29 protein-coding genes are annotated in these 23410 nt (G+C 33.9%); 17 read left to right on the forward strand and 12 right to left on the reverse strand.

The window, feature by feature from the left end; translation table 11 throughout:
• Window positions 1–350 precede the first annotated feature (350 nt).
• From SYN6308_RS14200 to SYN6308_RS14205, 3 genes are read right to left on the reverse strand one after another with little or no spacing between them, the layout of a single operon-like run.
• Window positions 351–1295, reverse strand: coding sequence for a hypothetical protein (locus SYN6308_RS14200; RefSeq protein ID WP_017295114.1), 945 nt, complete (start codon window positions 1293–1295; stop codon window positions 351–353).
• Between the two features lie 53 nt (window positions 1296–1348).
• Window positions 1349–1504: a hypothetical protein gene (locus SYN6308_RS24940; protein ID WP_158412759.1), complete on the reverse strand. Its 156-nt coding sequence runs from the start codon at window positions 1502–1504 to the stop codon at window positions 1349–1351.
• A gap of 23 nt (window positions 1505–1527) precedes the next feature.
• A complete protein-coding gene (locus SYN6308_RS14205) occupies window positions 1528–2364 on the reverse strand; it encodes a DUF2887 domain-containing protein (protein ID WP_017295119.1) in 837 nt (278 codons plus the stop codon).
• A 273-nt stretch (window positions 2365–2637) separates the two neighbouring features.
• Between SYN6308_RS14205 and SYN6308_RS14210 the strand changes: the two genes are divergently transcribed.
• Window positions 2638–2979, forward strand: coding sequence for a hypothetical protein (locus tag SYN6308_RS14210; protein WP_017295120.1), 342 nt, complete (start codon window positions 2638–2640; stop codon window positions 2977–2979).
• On the forward strand, window positions 2976–3155 hold the full coding sequence (locus tag SYN6308_RS24640; protein ID WP_144051445.1) for a hypothetical protein: 180 nt from the start codon (window positions 2976–2978) through the stop codon (window positions 3153–3155). Before SYN6308_RS14210 ends, SYN6308_RS24640 begins: the two co-directional genes overlap by 4 nt.
• A 125-nt stretch (window positions 3156–3280) precedes the next feature.
• Here the strand turns inward: SYN6308_RS24640 and SYN6308_RS14225 are convergent, their stop codons facing one another.
• The 3 genes from SYN6308_RS14225 to SYN6308_RS25575 form a co-directional block, all read right to left on the reverse strand.
• Window positions 3281–3559: a hypothetical protein gene (locus SYN6308_RS14225; RefSeq protein ID WP_017295123.1), complete on the reverse strand. Its 279-nt coding sequence runs from the start codon at window positions 3557–3559 to the stop codon at window positions 3281–3283.
• A gap of 457 nt (window positions 3560–4016) precedes the next feature.
• A complete protein-coding gene (locus tag SYN6308_RS22555; protein ID WP_017295125.1) occupies window positions 4017–4730 on the reverse strand; it encodes a hypothetical protein in 714 nt (237 codons plus the stop codon).
• 3 nt (window positions 4731–4733) lie between these two features.
• Complete coding sequence (locus SYN6308_RS25575; protein ID WP_017295126.1) at window positions 4734–4955, reverse strand: hypothetical protein; 222 nt, start codon at window positions 4953–4955, stop codon at window positions 4734–4736.
• A gap of 272 nt (window positions 4956–5227) precedes the next feature.
• Between SYN6308_RS25575 and SYN6308_RS14245 the strand changes: the two genes are divergently transcribed.
• Both SYN6308_RS14245 and SYN6308_RS14250 read left to right on the forward strand, forming a co-directional pair.
• Window positions 5228–5437, forward strand: coding sequence for a DUF6888 family protein (locus SYN6308_RS14245; RefSeq protein WP_026102084.1), 210 nt, complete (start codon window positions 5228–5230; stop codon window positions 5435–5437).
• Between the two features lie 4 nt (window positions 5438–5441).
• Window positions 5442–5621: a DUF6887 family protein gene (locus SYN6308_RS14250; RefSeq protein ID WP_237741219.1), complete on the forward strand. Its 180-nt coding sequence runs from the start codon at window positions 5442–5444 to the stop codon at window positions 5619–5621.
• A 42-nt stretch (window positions 5622–5663) separates the two neighbouring features.
• Here SYN6308_RS14250 and SYN6308_RS22560 read toward each other — a convergent pair whose 3' ends face one another.
• From SYN6308_RS22560 to SYN6308_RS24945, 3 genes are read right to left on the reverse strand one after another with little or no spacing between them, the layout of a single operon-like run.
• On the reverse strand, window positions 5664–5879 hold the full coding sequence (locus SYN6308_RS22560) for a hypothetical protein (RefSeq protein WP_017295127.1): 216 nt from the start codon (window positions 5877–5879) through the stop codon (window positions 5664–5666).
• Complete coding sequence (locus tag SYN6308_RS14260; protein ID WP_017295118.1) at window positions 5860–6072, reverse strand: hypothetical protein; 213 nt, start codon at window positions 6070–6072, stop codon at window positions 5860–5862. Before SYN6308_RS14260 ends, SYN6308_RS22560 begins: the two co-directional genes overlap by 20 nt.
• 17 nt (window positions 6073–6089) lie before the next feature.
• The gene (locus SYN6308_RS24945) at window positions 6090–6260 is read right to left on the reverse strand and encodes a hypothetical protein (RefSeq protein WP_158412758.1); all 171 of its coding nucleotides are present in this window, start codon (window positions 6258–6260) and stop codon (window positions 6090–6092) included.
• Window positions 6261–6440: 180 nt separating this feature from the next.
• Between SYN6308_RS24945 and SYN6308_RS14265 the strand changes: the two genes are divergently transcribed.
• From SYN6308_RS14265 to gyrA, 5 genes are all read left to right on the forward strand, one after another.
• A complete protein-coding gene (locus SYN6308_RS14265; RefSeq protein ID WP_017295128.1) occupies window positions 6441–7127 on the forward strand; it encodes an MBL fold metallo-hydrolase in 687 nt (228 codons plus the stop codon).
• Between the two features lie 38 nt (window positions 7128–7165).
• On the forward strand, window positions 7166–7489 hold the full coding sequence (locus SYN6308_RS14270) for a rhodanese-like domain-containing protein (protein ID WP_017295129.1): 324 nt from the start codon (window positions 7166–7168) through the stop codon (window positions 7487–7489).
• Between the two features lie 248 nt (window positions 7490–7737).
• On the forward strand, window positions 7738–8520 hold the full coding sequence (locus SYN6308_RS14275) for a sulfite exporter TauE/SafE family protein (protein WP_017295130.1): 783 nt from the start codon (window positions 7738–7740) through the stop codon (window positions 8518–8520).
• A 123-nt stretch (window positions 8521–8643) separates the two neighbouring features.
• Window positions 8644–9693, forward strand: coding sequence for a J domain-containing protein (locus SYN6308_RS23460; RefSeq protein WP_017295131.1), 1050 nt, complete (start codon window positions 8644–8646; stop codon window positions 9691–9693).
• Window positions 9694–9946: 253 nt separating this feature from the next.
• Window positions 9947–12520, forward strand: a complete 2574-nt coding sequence (gene gyrA, locus SYN6308_RS14285; RefSeq protein WP_017295132.1) for a DNA topoisomerase (ATP-hydrolyzing) subunit A — start codon at window positions 9947–9949, stop codon at window positions 12518–12520.
• Between the two features lie 151 nt (window positions 12521–12671).
• On the opposite strand, the gene SYN6308_RS14290 is transcribed toward gyrA, so the two are convergent.
• On the reverse strand, window positions 12672–12956 hold the full coding sequence (locus SYN6308_RS14290) for a DUF1816 domain-containing protein (RefSeq protein WP_017295133.1): 285 nt from the start codon (window positions 12954–12956) through the stop codon (window positions 12672–12674).
• 168 nt (window positions 12957–13124) lie between these two features.
• Window positions 13125–13994, reverse strand: a complete 870-nt coding sequence (gene rlmB / locus SYN6308_RS14295; protein WP_017295134.1) for a 23S rRNA (guanosine(2251)-2'-O)-methyltransferase RlmB — start codon at window positions 13992–13994, stop codon at window positions 13125–13127.
• Between the two features lie 356 nt (window positions 13995–14350).
• On the opposite strand from rlmB, the gene SYN6308_RS14300 reads away from it, so the two are divergent.
• A complete protein-coding gene (locus SYN6308_RS14300) occupies window positions 14351–14626 on the forward strand; it encodes a hypothetical protein (protein WP_026102085.1) in 276 nt (91 codons plus the stop codon).
• Entirely contained in the window at window positions 14619–15071 is a 453-nt protein-coding gene (locus tag SYN6308_RS14305; RefSeq protein WP_017295136.1) for a type II toxin-antitoxin system VapC family toxin, read from the forward strand. Before SYN6308_RS14300 ends, SYN6308_RS14305 begins: the two co-directional genes overlap by 8 nt.
• Window positions 15072–15114: 43 nt before the next feature.
• Here SYN6308_RS14305 and SYN6308_RS14310 read toward each other — a convergent pair whose 3' ends face one another.
• A complete protein-coding gene (locus tag SYN6308_RS14310) occupies window positions 15115–19113 on the reverse strand; it encodes a PAS domain S-box protein (RefSeq protein ID WP_017295137.1) in 3999 nt (1332 codons plus the stop codon).
• A gap of 71 nt (window positions 19114–19184) precedes the next feature.
• On the opposite strand from SYN6308_RS14310, the gene SYN6308_RS14315 reads away from it, so the two are divergent.
• The 6 genes from SYN6308_RS14315 to SYN6308_RS14345 all read left to right on the forward strand — a co-directional run bounded on the left by SYN6308_RS14315 (window position 19185) and on the right by SYN6308_RS14345 (window position 23329).
• Window positions 19185–20486 carry a peptidylprolyl isomerase gene (locus SYN6308_RS14315; protein WP_017295138.1) on the forward strand — a complete coding sequence of 434 codons (1302 nt, stop codon included), beginning with the start codon at window positions 19185–19187 and terminating at the stop codon, window positions 20484–20486.
• Window positions 20487–20549: 63 nt separating this feature from the next.
• Window positions 20550–20762, forward strand: coding sequence for a sulfur carrier protein ThiS (gene thiS / locus SYN6308_RS14320; protein WP_017295139.1), 213 nt, complete (start codon window positions 20550–20552; stop codon window positions 20760–20762).
• A 274-nt stretch (window positions 20763–21036) separates the two neighbouring features.
• On the forward strand, window positions 21037–22155 hold the full coding sequence (locus SYN6308_RS14325; protein ID WP_017295140.1) for a vWA domain-containing protein: 1119 nt from the start codon (window positions 21037–21039) through the stop codon (window positions 22153–22155).
• 297 nt (window positions 22156–22452) lie between these two features.
• Window positions 22453–22680: a DUF2281 domain-containing protein gene (locus SYN6308_RS14335; protein ID WP_017295142.1), complete on the forward strand. Its 228-nt coding sequence runs from the start codon at window positions 22453–22455 to the stop codon at window positions 22678–22680.
• 47 nt (window positions 22681–22727) lie between these two features.
• Window positions 22728–23069, forward strand: a complete 342-nt coding sequence (locus tag SYN6308_RS14340) for a DUF6883 domain-containing protein (protein ID WP_017295143.1) — start codon at window positions 22728–22730, stop codon at window positions 23067–23069.
• An 11-nt stretch (window positions 23070–23080) separates the two neighbouring features.
• Complete coding sequence (locus SYN6308_RS14345; RefSeq protein WP_017295144.1) at window positions 23081–23329, forward strand: DUF4926 domain-containing protein; 249 nt, start codon at window positions 23081–23083, stop codon at window positions 23327–23329.
• The last annotated feature ends 81 nt before the right edge of the window (window positions 23330–23410 follow it).

Consider the following 23410-nt stretch of genomic DNA (forward strand, 5'->3'; position numbering starts at 1 on the left):
CCCTAAGGGATAAAGATCACGAAATCGTAACAATTTGTTTTATTTGTTTACATTGATACGTCCCTAAATCCCCAATACTGGGGACTTCAATTTATTAATTCATTCATTCTCCCCCAAAGTTGGGGGCAGGGGGGAAGTTTGATCGAGTTTAGAGGGAGTTCGATCGAGTTTTGGGATTGCTTCGTGCCTCGCAATGACGGATAAGAGAGTTCGATCGTGTTTAGAAGGAGGTTCGATCGAGGTTATAGGGTTCGATCGATTTTAGAGATTGCTTCGTTACCTCGCAATGACAGGATAGAGGAGTTTGATCGTCAAAGGTTGAGCAGTTTGATCGAACTTTAAAATTTGCATTAACGATTAATTAACTGCTCAAATTCTTCCAAAGATTTAACACTAATTGTCGATAAATGTAACTGTTTTAAGAAAGCTAAATCATCAATTTTTTTGAGGGAATCTTCTATACTTTTTGGTACAGAATTAAACCGTAGTTTAAGTAAATCAAGAATATCTTGTTCACGAGTTTCTTTCGCTCCTTTTTTTTCACCTCTTGCTAAAGCACGTTTTTCAATATTAGTTAATAAGGGCATTTTTCTTTCCTCCTGAAATTGTGTTAATTTATCTTCAAATTTTAGTTGTAAATCTTCTGATAATGTCATCATTAAATCAATGACTTTGTATAAATCGACTATTTCTTTTCTGTTGTAACCTTTTTCGTAAAGTAAACGGGATAGATTCCATTTCCATTGTTCCCTTTCTGATAAATTACTGGTAGTGGCTTTCGTTTTTATATGTGCCATCACTACGATCGCAAATAGATTGTTACTTTGCTCTAATTCCTCCCATGAATAATCTTGTAATTTAATAATCGAAAAGTCTAGTTTTAATTTACTTTTTCCTAACCCATATTCATAAGAATTAGGTCGCCATTTTTTACTGTCATCTCCTAGTATAGCTAAACTAATTACTGGTTTATTATACAGGTCAAAAGCTCGATAATTATAAATAAACATTCTTTGGGGAAATTGCTTATCATACTGACTTTGCACCTCAATATGGATTAATAACCACACTTCTTGATTATTTAATAACCAAACCTGAAATAGTTTATCGGCATGACGAGTTTCTGTTTCAGCAGAGGCTGTGATTTGTTCTAATTCTTTATCCAAAGGTATTGGTGTTTTTTCCCAATTAATTTGACTATGAATATCGGGATAAAAAAAGATTAAAAAAGACTCAAAATAATCTCCTATAATCTCTTTCCATGATTCATCATAATTTGCTGTTATTTCTGACATTTAAGCAAAGTTTTTAGATTTTCCTAATTGTAACTCTAATTTTTAGCTTTTTGTCAAGGAGTAAAGAGATTGCTTTGTGCCTCGCCATGAGGAGGATTCGATCGCGCAGCACCGCTTTTAGCGATCAATTTTGGAGATTGCTTCGTACCTCGCAATGACAGGATAAGGGAGGTTCGATCGTATTTTTGCTTGATGATGTTGGGTTGCAATTCGTTTAACCCAACCTATGGGATTAATTGGGAGTGTGGTTAATTAACCAATTTTCTAAATCGTTAATATCCTGAAAATCTAATAACGCTTCTCCTAATGATTCTAATTGAGGAATGGATAACGCTCGAACTTTTGCTTGTAAAGCATCACTGAGATTACCACAACGGCGAGTTAACAAGCGGATAACGATATTTGCTTCTCCCTCATTACGTCCAATTTGTAAAACTTGTTGATAAAAACGAGTCTGGGTTACGTCTGCTTCTCTTAAGTTAATCATTTTTTGTATCTCCTCGATGGTTAGTTTAGGGAATTTATTTACCAGTATAGCCTCCACTAAATCTAATCTTAAGTTAAACTCCTCTTGAGTTTGAGTGTTTTCTAAGATTTTATTAGCTTCGGATACTGCGTCATTTTCTGGGGTAACGATTAATTTTAATGTTGCTAAATTTGTACTTAAATTTTCTTGATTTAACAAGTCGGATAAAAATAATCTTTGCACTCTTTTATCTAGCAAATCTCCATGAGGAATTTCACAACCTAATTCTTGATTACGGTTATTTAATATTAACAATCCTCGCCAATTTCTTTTGACTTTATACTGATGAATATAGACGAATATTCCCCCAAAATAACGACTGTAAAATTCTGTGTTATTCTGCATTTGTGCTTCGAGAAACACAAGGGGGACATTTTCATCACTGCCGAGGGGTGTTAATAATCCATCAAGACGAAACTCTTTTTCTTTGATTACGGGAGCGTTATAATCAAACTGACAACCTTCGGGAATTTCGGGGATTAATTCGGAGATGAGACTGGGTTGAGTTAAAAAGATACGGTAAAATAACTTATCGGTTTTCACTTTATCGGTTTCACAGATTTTATTCTTTATTTTATCAGAGTACGATCACTAAAAGTGGCACTTCGTGATCGCGCAGCGCCACTTCGTGATCGATTTTGCGGAGATTGCTTCGTGCCTCGCAATGACAAGATAAGGGGAGTTCGATCGAGTTTTGAGAGATTGCTTCGTTTCCTCGCAATGACAGGATAAGGGAGTTCGATCGTGTTTAGAAGGAGGTTCGATCGAATCTTTTGCGTATAATATATTCTCAAGTCCTTTAAAATACGATAAATTATGGCTGATTTGTCTCCAGAAAATAAACAAATAATCAATCATCTTAAAGATAAATTGTTAGAAATTTTGAACGAAGCTAAAAAAGTTGAGTTTTTGTTATTACAGCGTTTTGGTGAAAACTCAGATACTTTAATTAGTTTAGAACAATTAACCGAAATTAGTGAACAAGCTAGAGAAGGCTTTTTTCAAATTAATAATTTACAAATACATATTGCAGAAGCACAACCAGTTATTTCTCCATCTTTGCTACAATTTATCCATCAAGTAATTGATAAAATCGAAAAGAGAATTCCTGCCTTAGAACAAAGTATTAAAGAAATTAAATTAGATTGGAGTTTATGATGAATCCAGAACCAAAAATCCCAAATCCGGAAAAAATTGCCAAAACTCTGAAAAAAGCTCGTCGTGCTTGTCAAGAAATGGAATTAGCAAGGTTAGAATTAGACGAAGCGATCGCACTCTTAGAGCAAGAAAATCGTAATCAACGTAAACAATATTTAAACAAAGTTTTAAACTAATCAGTTGAGGGGGTTTGATCGCGCAGCGCCGCTTTTAGTGATCGATTTTGGGGGGCGATCAGTTTTAAGAAATTAATATTGAAACCCCAAAACATTTAGGCATTGATACTTATAGGATTTGATCACTAAGTTAAAACAGATATTTTCTCAATTATCGGATCATTTGCGGTTTCCCTTTCAAAAAGTTCTTTTAACGATTCTTCTCCTTGGATTTCTCCATTACTAATAAATTTTTCAACTTCAATATCGCCATTATCTAAAAATTCAATTTCCCAACGTTCTCCCACAATGGAAACTGTTATCATAACTGCTTCATCCCGATGATGAGCAATTTGATAATTAATTTTATTCTGTTCTAACTCATTTAAAAAAGTAAGGAACTTATTAAATAAAACTGTTTTCATTTGTCAAATCTCCGATCGCTTAATAGTTTACGAATAGCTTTGAATCCTGTTACATTGCTATTGGCATTGGATTCAATTTCTTCCCAAGTCATCTAATTAATTTCATCCCAACTGGGTGAACCTTCGGGTAGGTGTGCTTGTTTGATACTCCCTTTTTTTTGCTTGAGAATATCAATCACTCTTTTTCTAGAAAAACGATGAACAATAAGATTTTCCTCCTAGATAAAAACTCCAATTATACAAAGATTATCTTAAAACAAAAAAAGTGTGATCTATTTTTACTAGGGTGATCGCATTTTGGAAAAAGAGGAGGCGCGATCGCTCTCTTAAAGATGTTGGGTTACGCTGTGACTAAGCCAATCTACAAACGACAGATAATTTAGAGAGATTGCTTCGTTACCTCGCAATGACAGGAGGAGTTCGATCGAGGTTTGGAGGGTTCGATCGAGAGATAAAATTAGCGTAAATTGTTAATTAATTGTTCAAAGTCTTCCAGAGATTTAACACTAATTGTTGCTAAATGTAACTGTTTTAAGAAAGCTAAATCATCAATATTTTTGAGGGAATCTTCTATACTTTTCGGTACAGAATTAAAACGTATATTAAGTAAGTCAAGGATATTTTCTTGACAATTTTCTTTAGCTCCTTTTTGTAAAGCACGTCTTTCAATATTAGTTAATAAAGGCATTTTTCTTTCCTCCTCATATTGTGTTAATTTATTTTCAAATTGTAGTTGTAAATCTTCCGATAATGTCATCATTAAATCAATGACTTTGTATAAATCGGTTATTTCTTTTCTGTTGTAACCTTTTTCATAAAGTAAACGGGATAGATTCCATTTCCATTGTTCTCTTTCTGATAAATTACTGGTAGTGGCTTTCGTTTTTAAGTGTGCCATTACCACGATCGAAAATATATTGTTACTTTGCTCTAATTCCTCCCATGAATAATCTTGTAATTTAATAATCGAAAAGTCTAGTTTTAATTTACTTTTTCCTAACCCATATTCATAAGAATTAGGTCGCCATTTTTTACTGTCATCTCCTAGTATAGCTAAACTAATTACTGGTTTATTATACAGGTCAAAAGCTCGATAATTATAAATAAACATTCTTTGGGGAAATTGCTTATCATACTGACTTTGCACCTCAATATGGATTAATAACCACACTTCTTAATTATTTAATAACCAAACCTGAAATAGTTTATCGGCATGACGAGTTTCTGTTTCAGCAGAGGCTGTGATTTGTTCTAATTCTTTATCCAAAGGTATTGGTGTTTTTTCCCAATTAATTTGACTATGAATATCGGGATAAAAAAAGATTAAAAAAGACTCAAAATAATCTCCTATAATCTCTTTCCATGATTCATCATAATTTGCTGTTATTTCTGACATTTAAGCAAAGTTTTTAGATTTTCCTAATTGTAACTCTAATTTTTAGCTTTTTGTCAAGGAGTAAAGAGATTGCTTTGTGCCTCGCCATGAGGAGGGTTCGATCGCGCAGCACCGCTTTTAGCGATCAATTTTGGAGATTGCTTCGTACCTCGCAATGACAGGATAGGGGAAGTTCGGGCGCGCAGCGTGCCTTTGGCATCGATTTTGGGGAGGTTTGATCGACTGTGGGATATGCTATAAATGTAAGGATAAGTTAAAATTGGGGAGGATAATTGTTAACAGTAGAACAGGCATTAAGTTGTGTACGGGTTTGTCAAATGTTATCAAATCTGTACCAAGCTATTTATTTGTTTCGCTATGACTCAAAATATAAAACAGTTTTTATATTAGCGAAAAATCAAAACGATATTGATGAAGAATTACAAATCATTATTTTTGCTAACGGTATTTGGAGATTTATTGATGATGAAACAAGATTATGAAAATATGACAAGAAAACAGATCAAAGAATACTTACTATCTCATAGACAAGATGAGGAAGCATGGTCTGTTTTTATGGAAAAACTCGGTAATTTGAACGAAAATCAGGGATATTCTCCTGATTTGTCCGCAGAGGAAATGGAACAAATTTTTCAATCAAAGTTAAATCAAAAAATACCTCATTAATTATTTTTGTGCGATCGCGCAGTGCCACTTCGTGATCAAGATTCAGATTATAGGTGAGGTTCGATCGAGGTTATAGGATTGTAGGGGAGGGTTCGATCGATATTTTAGTTTTTTAATATCTAATTCGGTAAAAGGGATAATACTTTTTTCTTCAATAGAAATTATTAATTGTCTAAGCTGACTTTGTATTTGACTAACATCATCACCAGTAGTTTTCTGTAGAAATTTTAGTGCGTGTTTACGAAACTTTACCACCATTTTTTACCCAGTCTGTCATATCTATTAATTCATCTTGCTCATAATCTGTTGGTTTTCCAAATTCGGCTTCTATTTCATTTTGTTCGTCTTGACTAACATAGGGAATGAGATTATTGCATAACAGTAATTTTTCTTCCCTTAAAACTTCTCGTAAACTTTCTTTAATCAATAATTTCAATTCTTTAGTTTTCATTTTTGATCAATAATCAATTAAATTAAATTTTTAGGAGTAATTATCGTATCATTTTGATTATAAGTTATTTTTCTTAATTTGATCCGATTAACAGCGATCGAGTTTAGGGGAGTTCGATCGCGCAGCGCCGCTTTTAGCGATCGATTTTTGAGGTTGTAGAGGAAGGTTCGATCGTCTTTATCCATCATGAGACATCTCCAATAATTTAAGTAGAGACGTAAAATTTTGCGTCTTTACATAGTTTCAGGCATCAAAAATTTAATTTCTCCCAGAAGTCTTTTAGATCTACTTTCGCTTATTTTAATATTGTCAATTATATAACCATAGAGTAAGATGATTATATAATCAAAAATCAAAAAGTAATAAAAATGTTATTTCGTCAACTTTTCGATCGAGACACTTGGACTTATACTTATCTTATCGCTGATACAGATAGCAAAGAAGCCGTATTAGTTGATCCTGTGTTAGAACAAGTAGAAAGAGATTTACAATTAATTGGTGAGTTAGGTTTAACCTTAAAGTATTGTTTAGAAACCCATGTTCACGCAGATCACATAACAGGTACAGGAAAATTAAAAGAGTTAACCCATTGTCTTGGCATCGTACCCGAAAAAGCTCAAGTAAACTGTGCCGATCGACACATAAAGGATGAAGAAGTGTTGAAAGTTGGCAATATTGACATCAAAGCCATCGCTTCTCCGGGGCATACAGACTGCCATTTTGCCTATTTAGTCAACCAAAATCACTTGTTAACAGGGGATGCTTTATTTATTCGGGGTTGCGGAAGGACAGATTTTCAGAGTGGCAATGCTGGAGATTTATACGACACCATCACAGAAAGATTTTTCCGTTTATCTGATGATACCTTAGTTTATCCCGGTCATGATTATCGTGGTCATATGGTATCAACGATTGGGGAAGAAAAAGAATTTAATCCTCGAATTTCCCACAAAAAAAGAGATGAATTTATTGAATTAATGAATAACCTTAATTTACCTCATCCCCATAAAATGATGGAAGCTGTACCCGCAAATCAATTATGTGGAAAAATTTAATTTTATTTATACATTAATACCTAATAAATATTATGATAATGACTACTATAAAACCTGAAATAAAAGTAATTAATTCTCAAGATTTAATGAGCAAATTAATGAGCGAATCTTATTATTTAGTAGATGTAAGAGAATTTGAAGAATATAATTTTGGTCATATTTCTACGGCAATTTTAAAACCTTCTTCTCAATTTAAAGCTGAAGAATGGTTAAATAAAACTAACATTATATTATATTGTCGATCGGGCAAACGTTCCCGGGAAGTAGCAGAAAAATTAATTGATTTAGGTATATCTAATATCACTGAATTAGAAGGGGGAATTATGGCATGGCAAAAGGCAAATTTTCCTCTAACCAAGTAAAAGAAAATCACTCAAAAAAGATGTCAGGTAGCAGGTATTAGGTTAAATTTAAACTTTCAATTTATAACAATTGCATTTTTACAATTATCACAACTATATATATTAAAGTTTTAAGGGATTATTTTCTAGTAATTTATCATAACTACTATAGAAGAGCCATTTTATTTTTCAATTCTTAATTCTTAATTCTTAATTCTTAATTCTTAATTCTTAATTCTTAATTCTTAATTCTTAATTCTTAATTCTCTATGCGCTTAACATTTGGTGTTATTTTAGCTATCTTCGTGGGGTTAAGTCTCGGCTTAATTGGCGGAGGTGGCTCAATTTTAGCTGTACCCATTCTTAAATATGTCATTGGTGTTTCGACTAAAGAAGCTATAGCCATGAGTTTATTTATCGTCGGGATAGTAAGTTCGATCGGATTAATACCCCATTGGCGACAAGGAAACGTCAATTTTTCGATCGCCCTAATTTTTATTCCTCCAGCGATGATAGGGAGTTTTTTAGGGGCAAAAATGAGCGATTTACCCTTCATCAACGACACAATTCAACTGGTTAGTTTTGGAATAATTATGTTACTAGCCAGTATTTTAATGATAAAAAAAAGTAGCGATAAATCTCCGCAAAAAAATAAAAATTTAGCCGAATTAAATCCAGTTATTAAAAATCAAACTAATCAAATTTTATTGACAATAATTGAAGGTTTAGGAGTAGGAATTTTAACAGGATTTGTGGGAGTAGGAGGGGGATTTTTAATTATTCCAGCTTTAGTATTAGTGGGAGGAATCCCTATGAAAGAAGCCGTTGGTACATCATTAATTATTATTGCCTTTAATTCTGTTAGTGGTTTCTATGGATACTTAAATCAAGTTGATTTAAACTGGTTAATTATGATTATTTTTTCTATTTCTTCTAGTATCGGTATTATTATCGGTGGATTTTTAACTAAAAAAATTAATCCTCAATATTTGCAAAAAGGATTTGGTTATTTTGTCTTAACTGTTGCTGTTTTTGTCCTTATTGTTAGATAAATTAATAATTAGGAATGAGGATTTTTATCCTTATCTTCTAACTCCCTATTTAGATTCTTTCTCACAATCTCCATAGAATTGCTATAGTAGTGAAAAGAAAGATTACTATGGAAACGATCGAGCATGACAGATTTAGATAGATATTATTCGATACTAGAATTATCTCCTAACGCTACAAAAGACGATATTAAAAAAGCCTATCGCACATTAGCAAAAAAGTGGCATCCTGATAATTTTATTGATAATTTGAGGGAACAAAATTTAGCGACAGAAAAATTTATTAATATCAATGAAGCCTATAATATTTTAATTCAAGAAAATCAACATTTATCATCAGAAAATAATAGTCAAGAGATAAAAATTAACCGAGAAAAAGATACTTCGATTTATCAATATCGCTTAGGGGTATTAGCCGCAGAAAATGAAGAATGGGAAGAAGCAATATTTTATTTTACTCATGCTATCAAAATTAATGAAAATTTTGCGGAGGCTTACTTTTATCGAGGTAGTATTTTAGAAAAACAAGGATTCAATTTAAGGGCAGAAGCAGACTTTAATAAATTTAACCAATTAAAGGGTAAAATAAATCATAATAATTCTGCTAAAGTAGCTGATACCAGACGAGAATACCCATTCTATAGTAAGTTTCGATCGAACCCTACCCCAAAAACTCGATCGAATCGAGTTATTTATCAAAAATCATCATCAAAAAAACACTTTAAATATATATTTTTATTCGGTTTTATTACTATCTTATTAATTCCTTTTATATCTAACTTTTATCATAATTTTAAATTTCTGCAATGGTTTCATAAATACGCAGAAGAATCCTTAAAAGAAAAAGAATTATCCTCAAAAATGCAGGAAACATTTAATGATTATGGAGGTAATTTAAAATCGATCGAAACGGCTCAATATTTTTGTCAATTTCTCCAAGAAAATTATCCTATTTCCAAAGATTTTTCTTCAATCAAACAACAATTAACAGAAAATGAAACTAAATATTTAAGGTTTATCTCTGACAATGCCTCCTTAGTCGGAGAATTTTTTACCAATGGAGATATTCCACCGAATACCCCTCATGGTATTGAAGCCATAAGTTGGGGAATTACCTTTGCATCCGTTAAAGTATATTGCCCTGAGTACAAACCACTATTTTTTATTCGCTCATAATCTTCAACAATCATCAAAGCAATACGACTTAGTAAAATATATTTGAGGGTGAAAAGCATAAATTTCTTAACTTATTACTTATTACTTATTACTTATTATTCATTACCCATTACTCCACTTCTGCAAGAAGTCTATTGTTGCCCTTTCAGGTTAATGGAGCAAAATATGCTAAAATGTAACGATTCATTGAATCATACTGTTATCCTCAAGCTCATTATTACAGTAGATAACTAATCATTGCCAAAGAACACTTATGACATCTATCCAAGAACGCATAGTACCTACAAACCTCACTAACGAAATGTCTCGCTCTTACCTAGAATACGCCATGAGCGTCATTGTCGGTAGAGCGTTACCCGATGCTAGGGATGGCTTAAAACCTGTTCATCGTCGCATTCTTTTCGCTATGTATGAATTAGGATTAATGCCCGATCGACCTTTCCGAAAATGTGCTAGAGTTGTAGGGGAAGTATTGGGTAAATATCATCCCCATGGTGATACGGCAGTTTATGATGCCTTAGTGCGTATGGCTCAAGATTTTTCCATGCGTAATCCTCTCATAAATGGTCATGGAAACTTCGGTAGTATCGACAATGATCCTCCCGCCGCCATGCGTTATACAGAGTGTCGTTTACAGGCTTTAGCTACCAATGGCTTATTACGAGACATCGAAGCGGAAACCGTTGATTTTATCGATAACTTTGATGGTTCACAACAAGAACCTGTTGTATTACCTGCACGAGTACCCCAATTATTGCTCAATGGTGCAACGGGTATCGCCGTTGGTATGGCAACTAATATCCCCCCTCACAATTTAGGGGAATTAATCGATGGTGCGGTAGCGATGATTCATAATCCTGAAATTACGGATTTAGAATTGATGCAATACATCCCCGGTCCTGACTTGCCGACAGGAGCGCAAATTTTGGGCAGACAAGGCATCAAAGATGCTTATACAACGGGGAGAGGTTCGATCACCATGCGAGGTGTGGCAAACATTGAAACCGTTTCTAACAAAGGCAGACAGGATAAAGAAGCAATCATTGTCACTGAGTTACCCTATCAAACTAATAAAGCCGCCCTCATCGAAAAAATTGCCGAGTTAGTTAACGATAAAAAAATTGATGGTATCTCCGACATCCGAGACGAGAGCGATCGAACTGGGATGCGCATAGTGATAGAATTGAAACGAGACGCTTACCCTAGGGTTGTGCTAAACAATCTTTACAAACAAACCGCAATTCAAAGCAATTTTGGAGCCAATATGTTGGCTTTAGTCAACAACGAGCCACAATTATTAACCATCCGCAAGTTTTTAGAAGTATTCCTAGAGTTTCGTGTAGAAACTATCATCAGACGTACTCGTTATTTACTGCGCAAAGCGGAAGAAAGAGATCATTTATTACAAGGGTTGTTAATCGCTTTAGGCAACCTTGATGCGGTGATCAGAATTATTCGAGGTGCTGCGGATACCGCTAATGCGAAACAAGAGTTAGTGACTAATTTTGAACTGTCAGAAACTCAAGCGGATGCAATTTTACAAATGCAGTTACGCCGTTTAACTGCCCTTGAAGCGGAGAAAATCGAAGCCGAGCATCAAGACTTAATGACACAGATTAACGACTTGAACGACATTTTAGCTCGTAGAGAAAGAATTTTTACCATTATTGAGGAAGAATTAGCGGAGATCAAAACCCTCCACGCTACTCCCAGACGCACGGAAATTGTCCAAAATGATGGGGATTTAGGGGATATTGACTTAATCGCTAATGAACAAGTGGTAATTTTGTTGACACAACAGGGCTACTTAAAAAAAATGTTAGTCAATACCTTTGAAGCTCAAAATCGCGCCACAAGAGGTAAATCGGGAGCAAAAATTAAAGAAGATGATGTGGTGGAACATTTCTTCACTGGATGTGATCACGATCGAGTGTTATTCTTTAGCGATAAAGGGGTAGTATATGGACTCAGTGCCTATCAAATTCCGTCTAGCTCTCGTACTGCGAGGGGAGTACCCATCGTACAACTATTACCTGTTAGCAAGGATGAAAAAATTACTTCCATCATCCCTGTAAGCGAGTTTACCGATAACGAATATTTAGTTATGCTTACCAAGAAAGGGTTTGTCAAAAAAACTGCCCTTTCTGCTTTCGGGAATATTCGTAGTAACGGTTTAATTGCCATTACCTTAGAAGATAATGACGAATTGCGCTGGGTAAGACTCGCAACAGCCGATGATAGTATCCTCATTGGTTCTCGTCGTGGTATGGCGATTCATTTCCATGCCGATAATCAACAACTGCGCCCTCTCGGTCGTACCGCCAAAGGTGTAAAATCGATGAAGTTACGATCGGGGGATCAAATTATTAGTATGGATATTCTACCTTCTCAAATCGTGGCAAATATCCCTGAGGCGGGGGAAAACGAAGAAGACGAGAATCTCTACACTGATGACAATGAAGAAATCCTCGATAATGATACCAGTAAAAATGCTCCTTGGGCTTTAGCCGTCACCACTAGCGGTTATGGAAAAAGAGTTCCCGTATCGCAATTCCGCTTACAAAGACGAGCGGGAATTGGAGTTAAAGCCATTCGTTTCCGTAAGGCAACGGAGGAGTTAGCGGCTTTACACATCGTTAACGGTGATGACGAATTCATGATTATTACTACTCGTGGTATTATTATTCGTTGTGATGTTAATGCCGTATCCTTACAATCCCGTAATGCTAGTGGGGTAAGGGTACAAAAACTAGACTCCGATGATGCGATCGCAGCCATCGCACTTGTACCTCCTGCAGGAGAGGAAGTCGCCAACGAGGAAGAATAAACCGTTGATTTTAATAGGTTTATGAGTTATTCAGCAAACCCTAATTAATAACCTCCCCAACACCCCTAAGCTCGTTTTCATGTTGTGAAATTTTTAGTTAAGATTTTAGGGTATTGGGGTGTTTGTCGGAGTTTTTCAAAGTCAGGTGAATTTAGGTTATTTGGGTAGAAATTTTCAAAAACGGCTTAAAAATATCAGAATCACCTACTTCATCAAAAATAGTTAAATCCCTAGGCTTAAATCTTTTAGTTGTCACGGTGATACCCTTAGTACCTTCTTCTAATAAATCTTCAATATATCCATCTTGAGAAATTCTAGCATCTTTCTTGGTGAGAAAAGGACCAAAATAATAAGTACACCTAGGGGATTCTGTACTAATTTCTAACCAACAAGCAAGTCCAAACAAGTCTAAAATTTTAATTAAAAGTTCCTTCATTTGATGTTCTTAATTATTTATATGAGAGCAATTTTTAGAATAATAATCGATCGATCCGATTAAGTGCAATTTATTTAGGAAATATGATTAATAACCTAAATATCAGAAAACTTATCTTTAACTTTAGTTTCTACTTCTAAAATTAACAAGGGGATAATTACCCATTTTTTAGCTAGATTGTTTTAAAAGTTGTTGACGATGAATTTCATAAAGACAAATAGCCGTGGCTACGGAAGCGTTTAAACTGGGGGTTTTTCCTGTCATGGGAATTGATATTAAAAAGTCACAAGATTTTGCTGTAGAGTGGCTTATACCTTTTTCTTCAGAGCCTATAACTAATCCTATCGCTCCATCTAATTTTGTTTTGTGTAAATCATTACCACTATCTGCTATTGTGCCATAAATCCAGAATCCTGCTTCTTTTAATTGCTCGATCGAACTCTGTAGATTTACAACTCTAGCTACGGGGAAATATTCCAACGCCCCTGCGGCTACCTTTTTGACGGTGGAAGTAACACCAACTGCTCTACGTTGAGGAATAACTAAACCTTGCATACCTAAAGCCTCAGCAGTACGAATAATTGCGCCTAAGTTATGGGGATCATTGATCCCATCGGCTATAATGATGACAGGGTTTTGAGTTTGGGCTTTTGCTTGGTTAATTAATTCTGGTAATTCTATATATTCATAGGGTGCAACCGTAGCGGCAACTCCTTGATGATTAGCAAAGTTAGTAATTTGATTGAGGCGGTTATTATCAACTATATCAATTACTGTGCCGTTGGCTTTGACTTGGGGTAAAAATTGCTCAAACCTTCGATCGTGCGCCATTTTTCCAGTAATATAAAGACGGTTTAATTGATGGTTATTTTCTAGCGCCGCTAAGAGAGGATAACAACCATAGATTAAATCTGGATTTAATTCCGTTTCCGTGTCTGTTTCCATCGGAGGGGTAAATATTTTTTTCTCTGGAGAAGAAAAATTGTTAGAGTTTTCTGACTTTTTGGGGAAGGGTTTTTGGGGTTTCGGTTTATTCATAAGTGACAAAATAATATGCAACTTAAATGCGTCTTAACTTATCTAGGTACTATCTTGTAAACTAATCTACAGAAAAATAGGGATTGGAAATCTAAACAAATATTTCGCCAACAAGATCATTTATTTTAAGATGAGTAACATCACATATCTTCAAATTTAGGTAAAGATGGCTAAGCTCAAATTGATTTTAACATAGGTAATGTTTTTCATGATTAAATTCATTTGTTATTATTTTAGGAATGGAAATTAAATAATTTAGTTAAGTTGGATTGTCATTGCGAGGCACGAAGCAATCTCTTAAAATAAATTTTTATATTTTATTAAATCCTCATTCCTTAGTAAAAGGAAAAAATAATATGAATAGTCAACTGATTAAAACTCTAGCTCAAATTATTCAATCTTTATCCCAAGAAGAACGTAACTTATTAGAAACTGAATTAAATAATAAAAAAGATTGGCACACAATTAAAAGCAGAATTATTAATCGTAGTCAAATAATTAAACAACAATTAGCACAACAAAATCAAGAATTATTTATTGATGATATATTTGAACAAATGCGAGAAGAGCGTAGTGAAGATTTGATGAATTTTGATTTTGCTAATTCTATTAAGGGAGGAGAAAATGAGTAATAATTTAATTTGTATTGATGCTAATTTTATGATTAATCTAGTTAATAGTGAATCAGAAAATTCTCCTTTTTTAATTTTATGGGAAAAATGGCAAAATAATCAAACGGTAATTGTTGCACCGACTCTATTTTATTATGAAGTAACTAACGCTCTTTATCGAATGGGTAAAGCAGGAATAATAACTGTTGAGCAAGTAAAGGAATCTATAATCGATGCTTTAAGTTTTAATATTATTCTCTATGGAAATTTGCAATTACCTAATCTTCATCAAGAAGCAATTAATTTAGCGAATCAATTTAATTTATCTGCCTCCTATGATTCTCATTATCTTGCTTTATCTCAAAGTCTTAATTGTCAATTTTATACAGGAGATAAACGTTTATATAATAGTGTTAAAAATAAAATTACTTGGATTAATTTAATAATTTCAAATAATCAATTTTAAGGTAAGTAATGTTTTTCATTATTAAATTCATTTTAACTTAAATTTAATTATTAATTGTTAACTGTAAAGCTCGATCGATCTCGTTTATTTTAATCGGTTTGGTGATAAAATTATCCATACCAGCCGAAACACAAATTTCTCGATCGACTTCTAAAGCATTAGCCGTTAGTGCGATAATATAGGGTTGATGTTGTGATGATGCACGGATAATTTTAGTAGCAGTAACTCCATCCATTTCAGGCATCTGCATATCCATAAAAATCACGTCATAGCATTGTGTTTCTAGTAAATTGAGAACTTCTACCCCATTACTAGCAATATCCGCAGTGTAACCAAGTTTTTTGAGGGTAAGTAATAAAACTTTTTGATTAACTTTATTATCCTCAGCTATGAGTATTTTAACCTTTGAAGTGTCGATCGAACAGAGATTTTTTGCTTGGGTGGGGATACTGTCTTCGGTGATAACATCATCCGTAACGGTGGTTAGTTTTAAAGTGAAATAAAATGTTGAGCCTTGTTTTTGGGAAGGTTTTACTACCCAATCCCAAGGAGGAAGCCCTCCCATATTACCGTTACTTTCTACCCAGATTGTACCTCCCATTAAGGCAACTAAGTTTTTACATATCGCTAACCCTAATCCTGTACCCCCATATTTACGGCTGATGGTTGCGTCTGCTTGGGTGAAGGGTTGGAATAACTGAGTAATTCGATCATTATCTATACCTACCCCACTATCTTCTATTTTGATCATCAATTCTATTTCTTCATCTTCAGCAAAATTAGCAGTATCAGAATGTACTATTATATTTACCTCTCCTTGACTCGTAAATTTGATAGCATTACCGACTAAATTAAAGAAAATTTGTTGTAATCGAGAGCTATCCCCCAATATCTTGGGTAAAGGGTTCTTTATCTCATATTTTAGTAGAATATGATTATCTTTAGCTTGTTTAGAGAATAAATGACAAACGGATTTAAGAATGTCTTCGAGGTTTAAAGGTTGTTTATCTAACGTCAACATTCCCGACTCAGTTTTAGAAAAATCAAGAATATCATTGATAATGGTTAATAAGGTTTTACAACTTTCTTGAATGATGTTGATATATTCTTTTTGATTCGAGTTAAGGGTAGAAAGGGATAATAATTCTGCCATGCCTAAGACTCCATTCATGGGAGTACGAATTTCATGACTCATGTTTGCTAAAAATTGGCTTTTTGCCTTGGTAGCCGCTTCGGCGGTTTCCTTAGCTTGGGATAGTGCAATTTCTGCTTGTCTTTTCTCAGTAATCTCTCTGGCAACGGCAACTAACATGATTACTTCTCCATTATCATCAAAAATGGGAGATTTAATGGTACTAAAAGGATGAATTTCGCCATCGTAACGGGTAGCAAATTCTTCGGGAATGTTTAAGACTTCTCCTGTGTTAAAAACAAAGGCATCATCTCTTATATATTGTTGAGTGAAATCTGGATTATTAAAATGTGCATCGACAATTCCTTGCATTTCCTCTAAAGTCATACGATAGTAATCTCTAAAGGCTTTATTTGCCCAAATAATTTGAAATTGTGGGTTTTTGACTACTATCAAATCGCTGATAGAGTCGAGGATTTGATGATATTTTCTTTCACTTTGTCGGAGGGTTTCTTCTGCTTGTTTTCGATCGGTTATATTCGTAATATAGCCATGCCAAATAACACTCCCATCCGCTTCCCTTTGGGGAGTAGCATTACCTTCTACCCAAATAATTTTGTTTTCAGGAAGACAAACTCGATATTCGCAATGCCAAGGGGTTAACTTATCAGCAGATTCAAAAACACTATCTAAAATTCTTTCTCTATCTTCTGGATGAAGTACATCCAAAACTTTGTCGGCACTTTCTTTGACATCTAAAGGGGTAACATTATATATTTGCTTAATGCCTTCACTGGCGTAGGGAAAATGTGACGTACCATCTACGCGTAATCGATACTGATAAATCATCCCGGGTATATGACGGGCTAATTCATCTAAGCGATGTTGCATTTCTAATTGTTTTGTTACGTCCAGTATTACTCCCGTCCATGCTATATCTCCATTGTCTCTTAATTCGGGTCGATCGTTTGCCTGTAACCATTTAATTTTGCCACTGGGGGTAATCATGCGCCATTGATAGGTGAAAGCCTCCATTGTTTGAATGTTATCCATCATCGCTTGTTCAAATCCTGCTATATCATCAGGATAAAATAGACTCAAAAAGCTATCAGGATTATTTAATACTTCTTCGGCACTTATCTCTAATATTTCTTCTACTACTGAACTAATGTACTCAAAATATCGTGAACCGTCAGGACGTTGAACTATGATATAAATAATTCCGGGGGATGAAATAGCCATTTTTTGAAATCTAGCTTCACTTTTCTTTAAGGCAATTTCTGCTATTTTTTGTTCTGTTATATCTCGCCCTACGGATTGAATTTCTATTAATTGTCCATTTTCGTTGAAAATTCCTTGATTAATCCATTGAGTCCAACCTATATCGCCATTACGACGATTATCTCTATTTTCTGTTCTAAAACTCGAATTTTCAGGGGTTAGTTGAGTTATTTTAACTAAGGTTGTTTTTAAGTCTTCAGGATTAGCAAAATCTAGCCATTTTTTGCCGATAACTTCTTCTAAGGTACATCCCAAGGCAAAACATAAAGCCTCATTGGTAAAAGTAATACTGGTGTCGGGGTTCGATCGAATTATGAAGTCGGTTTGTTGCTCAACTACTTGACGATAACGATTTTCACTCTGGTTAAGGGCTTCTTGTAACTTAGTTGCCATAACAGAGATGGAATAAGATAAAGTATTGATTTCTTGAATAGAAGTAGCTTCTGGTAAATAGTTTTTGGCTTCCCCTTTGATGATAGATTGACTCGTCTGAGATATTTTGAGAATAGGTTTAGTAATCCATTTAGTGGTAATAATCCCCATAATGGTAGTGGTAATTAAGGTAATACCAGAAACTATCAAAATGTTTTGTTTATTTTCTTCAATTTCTACCATAAAATCAGATTGAGGGATGGTAATAACCATTAACCAATCAATACCATAATTATCTTGATAGGGTATGACTTGAATAAATAAACCAGAATAACTAATAAAATTATTTTCTGTTTCGATACCTTGAGGAAAATTAGGTAATTGAGAGTACAGAATATTGACGGTTTTTTTACTCAAATCACTAGACATTTGGGTAACAGGGATTCTTTTTGCGTCACCATCGATAATTTTGTAGGGTTGATTTTTGGTGCAACTTGCCACTAATAAACCAGATTTATCGAGAATAAAAACTTGCCCTGTTTTACCAATTTCTAAGGTTTGCAGAAATTTACTAATGTTAGACAAACTTAAATCTATACCCACTACCCCTAAAAATTCTTGAGATTCGCTATACACGGGCGCACTGGCAGAAATAGCTATTTCTTCAGATTTATCAGTCCAATTATATATTGGACTCCACAAGGGTTTTTGTACTTGTTTTGCTTGATGATACCATTCAGCATCATTGGGGGTATGCCCGGCAAAAATCCTTGGTGGATAAATACGATTCCCTTTTTCATCTACTTTGTAGCTGTAAAGATTATTAATATCAGGTGATTTAATTTGTGCTATTTCTAAAACATTTTTAAAATAACCTGCCCCAATAAACTCTTGTGTTGTTGTACCGTAGTTAACATAAGTAAAGTTATACTGCTGTATTTGTTGCCAAAAATATTTTCCTAGTGTCTCAAAATCAGTTCGATCTATAATACCACTTTCTAGCACTTGTTTATTGAGGAGATTAACTTGCTGTGCTGTTTGTAAATAAGTATCGAGATGTTTTTCAACTTTTGCCCCTATTTCTGTCATTAAATTTTGAGCAACATTTTCGATCGATCGTTGGGCGCTACGATAGGATAAATAACCAACTATTCCAACGGAAATACCTACTTGCAACACAAAAGGAACTATCAAAATCCATTTGAGAGGAATCTGGGATGACTTATTTTTTTTGGTAAAATCGGGTAAAAATGCCATAATCCTCTAATTAGGTGTTAGGTAATAGGTAATAGGTAATAGTGCGATTCTTTATTCTTTATTCTTAATATATGACTATCAATACGAATCCTTTTAACACTTTAGTTGTCAATGCTAACAGTAATGATACTATTCTAAATCTATTTCAATATTTTGATGATCCTTTTACCACAGGTAAAATCGCTACTTTTAATTTACATAACAATACTCTTGGTAATGGCGAGATTAAGGTTCTATTATTTGATCAAAATGGACAGGGTGCGCCCCAAACCGTTAACAATTTTTTACAATATGTTAATAGTAATAGCTATGTAAATTCTATTATCCATCGATCGATCTCTAATTTTATTATTCAAGGGGGCGGTTTTACTGTTAATAATCTTGATGTGAATACCATCCCTACCAATCCCCCTGTCGTTAACGAGTTTAGTCCAAATCGCTCTAATACAAGGGGTACAATTGCTATGGCAAAGTTGGGAAATGATCCTAATAGTGCTACAAATCAATGGTTTTTCAACTTAGCAAATAATGCTAGTAACCTTGATAATCAAAACGGCGGTTTTACAGTATTTGGGGAAGTACTTTCTCAAAATGACTTAAATACTATCGATTCGATCGCCTCCTTAAACACCATCGATGCTAGAGAGACGAATCCTGCCTTGACTGACTTACCCGTGATTAATTCTCCTGTTAATGATGACAATGATCTAGTAAGATTCGAGAATGTCACCGTTAGCAATACACCGGAATTGACTTTTTCTGTTCAAAATAACACCAATCCTAGTTTAGTTACTTCTACCATTAACAATCAGGGAGAAATTTTATTTAATTACCAGAACAATACTAATGGTGTCGCTGAAATTACTATCCAAGCTACCAATTTATTAGGAGAAACCCAAAACAATACTGTCAGAGTCTCGGTTATCGATAATCTTAACTCTCCTTTGTATCGTTTTCAAAATCTCGATCGACTGGGAACATATTTGTTTGCAGATGATGCTGAAAGACAAGATATTCTCAACAAATTTCCCCAATTTAAAGAAGAAGGCTACGCTTTCAATGTCAGTAAAACCGACGATGATGATTTAATCGTCTTTAATCGTTTTCGCAATACTGCCGTTTCTGGTACATATCTTTATGCAGGAGAAGCAGAAAGTCGAAATATTCGTCAAAAATTCCCCCAATTTATCGAGGAGGGAGTTGCATTTTATGCCTACGACAAAGACGCTAATCGAGGAGTTGATATTTACCGTATGCAAAATACCCAACAACCCGGCACATATATTTTTGTGGGAGAAGATGAAAAAAATAGTATTTTACAAAACTTCCCTCAATTTAAACTAGAAGGTGTTGCCTTTGAAGTTTTAGTATAACTTTTCTCTTGCTTCCTATCTCTCTTAGAAGGAAGCAACCCCTCACAATCCCATCAAAAATTTATGAGTCAAAATATCAATATCACCATCAACGGTGAATTAAAAAATTGTCCTTCCAATTTATCATTACCCGATTTATTAGACTTATTTGGCTTCAATCCTCGTTTGATTGCCCTAGAATATAACGGTGAAATCCTCCATCGTCAATACTGGAATACTACCACTATCAAAGAACTCGATCGACTGGAAGTAGTTACCATAGTCGGAGGAGGGTAATTAGGGTCTGCTGAATAAGTCAGAAAACTATAAAAATCAAGGGTTTAGGCATAATACATTAACCAAAAAGTGCGCCGTTTTGAGGATTTTTATTCAAAAATTCGACACTTTTGACCTTACTTTTTAAAATACAACTATACTCATTCTATCTATCAACAGCATCAAAACCTTGATGTTTCAGTATTTCTCCTATCTCCTGTCTCCTGACTCCTCTCTCCTATCCTCATCAAAATACTTTTTCAGCAAACCCTAATATGTAACTTAATGCTTTAAAGTGATTAAAAATTGCGATCGAATTACCATCGGTGAGACATTATCCGATAATCAACAATTAGGCTTAGAATTAGTCTCTAAATTTAGTGGCGGTAGAGATGTAGTTTTTGCCGTTGATTTAACCCAGAGTGTGAGTTTGGATGAGGAAGGTAGAGTCAGACTAACACAAATTGTACAGGATAGTTTAAATAAGGGCGATCGAGTTTATATTGTACCCTTTTCTTCTCAAGTTAATCCGACTAATCCCGATATTAACCCTATTTCCATGGAAAATGCCATTATCTTCGCTAATCCGAAAGAAGATATTGAGAGAATTATTGAGCAAATTCCCCTCAGTGCGAATCTTAACGAGAAAAATACCGATATTCACCAAGCAGAGCATTTTATTTACCAAAATTTAGCCCATATTAATCAAAAACGTCTTTGTGAGAATCAACCTATTAAACATCAATCCGTAGTGTGGTTAACGGATGCACCTTTAAAAACCGAAGCGGGTATCACTTCTGATGTCTGGGTAGAAACGCCCTATAATAGCCCCTATCGTAATTCTAACAGTCCAGAGAGTCTCGATCGAGCCAACTGGTTAAATCATCTTCCTCTCAACTCTCGTAGCAAGAATATTAGCAATTATCAACTCACTGTTGTTGATATTAAACCCACTGTACAAGAATTTTGTACTCCAGCCCCCGGCGGAAAAGAAACTTGTGTAGTAAATAGTTATATCGCTAGTCAATTATGGCTACCTACTACCATTTTATCCCTCATTATTCTTAGCTTATTGGGAGGAGGAATTTTTTGGTGGAGATATATTAATAGTATTAGTAAGCCTTTGAAATTATCGATCGAAATTAATAATAATGATGACAAAGAAATCAAATATTTAAAAAATCAAAATAGTCTAGCCATTGGGGAGGATATAGAATGTTTTGGCGGAGAAATCAGAGGTTATTTAAAACGAGAAGGCAATAAACTTTTTATCGAGCCGAATAACACTTTACCTATTATTTATAGAGGTAGAGAATTAAGACAAAAACAATTAATCGAAGGGAATATTATTAGACTTAATTTACCTTATAATGACAGAGATTTTGAAATTAAAATTATTGTATCTAAAAATTAGTTTAACTATTAAATTTCTCTAAAATCATTATAACTTGGTTCGTAGTAACGGCTTTAGCCGTCTTTATATAAACCCTCATCTTCAGGAGCATATCCATTTAAAAATCCTTGATGATTGCGAATGAGATTTGTTGATTTAATCATATCATCTGGTACATTATTTTCTAACTCAGTAATTAATGTGACTTGATATTTTTGATTAGGTTTTAAATTTAAAGTAGTTTCAGGTTGAAAAACTCTACCATATTCGATCGAATATTCTTATGTTAAGATATAAGAAAATAATAAGTAAAAATTTATGGGTATTAAAGAACAACTAATCCAAGAAATAGAGCAAACTCCTGAAGATTTAATATCCGAACTTCTTGACTTCCTGTTATTTATTAAACAACGATATAACAGTGAAGATAAAATTACTGAACAAGAAAAAATTAACATCGCTATTTCCTTAAAAGATTATCAAGCAGGAGATTATATAACTTTAGAAGAATATGAAGAAAAGATAAGAAAACTTATGAGGAAATAATAAAAAATATACAACACTTACTATGATAAATTAAGTTCAATTAAAAGATGAAATTACCCAATGAAAATAAAGTTAACCCAACTCAAATTGATGAAAAATTAACGACTTATATTTTAAAAGAAGATCATAAAGATGGTAAAAATAAAGCTCGTTTATTCAAATCAATATTAGGAATTACACTAAATAATAAATATCTCTTAATTGAGGCATTAATTAAAATAGCTAAAGAAGAAGATATTTGTCACAGTGAAAATAGCCCTTATGGCAAAAAATATGTTATTGATTTTTTATTAACAACTCCCGATGGTTTTTCGATCGTCAGAAGTGCTTGGATTATACTTAATAAAGAAAACTATCCCCGTTTAACGACAGTTTATCCTTTAAAATAAGGCAAAAAAATATGAATAAAATTAAATTACATGACACTGTAGCTTTAACTGAAAATATCACAATGAATCAATTTATGACTGATAAAAAAATAGTTATACCCAGAGGACAAGTTGGTACAATAGTTGAAGTTTATTCTGAAGAAAAAGCCTTTGAAGTAGAATTTTCAGACTCCAATGGGCAAACTTATGCTTTAGTATCTCTTAGGGCAGAACAATTAATACTACTTTATTATGACACTTCTAATCTTGTTTTAATTTAACCTTTTGAAAGAAAAATTTATCACAACGAGAATAAAAAATCTCAAATTTTGCATAAATTCCCCATTTCCTACTGATAATTA

It is taken from the genome of Geminocystis herdmanii PCC 6308 (genome assembly GCF_000332235.1).
Taxonomy (GTDB): domain Bacteria; phylum Cyanobacteriota; class Cyanobacteriia; order Cyanobacteriales; family Cyanobacteriaceae; genus Geminocystis; species Geminocystis herdmanii.

What these genes read in the sequence shown, in the direction of transcription:
- SYN6308_RS14200 (WP_017295114.1), bottom strand. Translation starts at nt 1,295, where the DNA reads ATGTCAGAAATAACAGCAAATTATGATGAATCATGGAAAGAGATTATA.
- SYN6308_RS14210 (WP_017295120.1), top strand. Translation starts at nt 2,638, where the DNA reads ATGGCTGATTTGTCTCCAGAAAATAAACAAATAATCAATCATCTTAAA.
- SYN6308_RS24640 (WP_144051445.1), top strand. Translation starts at nt 2,976, where the DNA reads ATGATGAATCCAGAACCAAAAATCCCAAATCCGGAAAAAATTGCCAAA.
- SYN6308_RS14225 (WP_017295123.1), bottom strand. Translation starts at nt 3,559, where the DNA reads ATGAAAACAGTTTTATTTAATAAGTTCCTTACTTTTTTAAATGAGTTA.
- SYN6308_RS25575 (WP_017295126.1), bottom strand. Translation starts at nt 4,955, where the DNA reads ATGTCAGAAATAACAGCAAATTATGATGAATCATGGAAAGAGATTATA.
- SYN6308_RS14250 (WP_237741219.1), top strand. Translation starts at nt 5,442, where the DNA reads ATGACAAGAAAACAGATCAAAGAATACTTACTATCTCATAGACAAGAT.
- SYN6308_RS22560 (WP_017295127.1), bottom strand. Translation starts at nt 5,879, where the DNA reads ATGGTGGTAAAGTTTCGTAAACACGCACTAAAATTTCTACAGAAAACT.
- SYN6308_RS14260 (WP_017295118.1), bottom strand. Translation starts at nt 6,072, where the DNA reads ATGAAAACTAAAGAATTGAAATTATTGATTAAAGAAAGTTTACGAGAA.
- SYN6308_RS24945 (WP_158412758.1), bottom strand. Translation starts at nt 6,260, where the DNA reads ATGATGGATAAAGACGATCGAACCTTCCTCTACAACCTCAAAAATCGA.
- SYN6308_RS14265 (WP_017295128.1), top strand. Translation starts at nt 6,441, where the DNA reads ATGTTATTTCGTCAACTTTTCGATCGAGACACTTGGACTTATACTTAT.
- SYN6308_RS14270 (WP_017295129.1), top strand. Translation starts at nt 7,166, where the DNA reads ATGACTACTATAAAACCTGAAATAAAAGTAATTAATTCTCAAGATTTA.
- SYN6308_RS14275 (WP_017295130.1), top strand. Translation starts at nt 7,738, where the DNA reads ATGCGCTTAACATTTGGTGTTATTTTAGCTATCTTCGTGGGGTTAAGT.
- SYN6308_RS23460 (WP_017295131.1), top strand. Translation starts at nt 8,644, where the DNA reads ATGACAGATTTAGATAGATATTATTCGATACTAGAATTATCTCCTAAC.
- gyrA (WP_017295132.1), top strand. Translation starts at nt 9,947, where the DNA reads ATGACATCTATCCAAGAACGCATAGTACCTACAAACCTCACTAACGAA.
- SYN6308_RS14290 (WP_017295133.1), bottom strand. Translation starts at nt 12,956, where the DNA reads ATGAAGGAACTTTTAATTAAAATTTTAGACTTGTTTGGACTTGCTTGT.
- rlmB (WP_017295134.1), bottom strand. Translation starts at nt 13,994, where the DNA reads ATGAATAAACCGAAACCCCAAAAACCCTTCCCCAAAAAGTCAGAAAAC.
- SYN6308_RS14300 (WP_026102085.1), top strand. Translation starts at nt 14,351, where the DNA reads ATGAATAGTCAACTGATTAAAACTCTAGCTCAAATTATTCAATCTTTA.
- SYN6308_RS14305 (WP_017295136.1), top strand. Translation starts at nt 14,619, where the DNA reads ATGAGTAATAATTTAATTTGTATTGATGCTAATTTTATGATTAATCTA.
- SYN6308_RS14310 (WP_017295137.1), bottom strand. Translation starts at nt 19,113, where the DNA reads ATGGCATTTTTACCCGATTTTACCAAAAAAAATAAGTCATCCCAGATT.
- SYN6308_RS14315 (WP_017295138.1), top strand. Translation starts at nt 19,185, where the DNA reads ATGACTATCAATACGAATCCTTTTAACACTTTAGTTGTCAATGCTAAC.
- thiS (WP_017295139.1), top strand. Translation starts at nt 20,550, where the DNA reads ATGAGTCAAAATATCAATATCACCATCAACGGTGAATTAAAAAATTGT.
- SYN6308_RS14335 (WP_017295142.1), top strand. Translation starts at nt 22,453, where the DNA reads ATGGGTATTAAAGAACAACTAATCCAAGAAATAGAGCAAACTCCTGAA.
- SYN6308_RS14340 (WP_017295143.1), top strand. Translation starts at nt 22,728, where the DNA reads ATGAAATTACCCAATGAAAATAAAGTTAACCCAACTCAAATTGATGAA.
- SYN6308_RS14345 (WP_017295144.1), top strand. Translation starts at nt 23,081, where the DNA reads ATGAATAAAATTAAATTACATGACACTGTAGCTTTAACTGAAAATATC.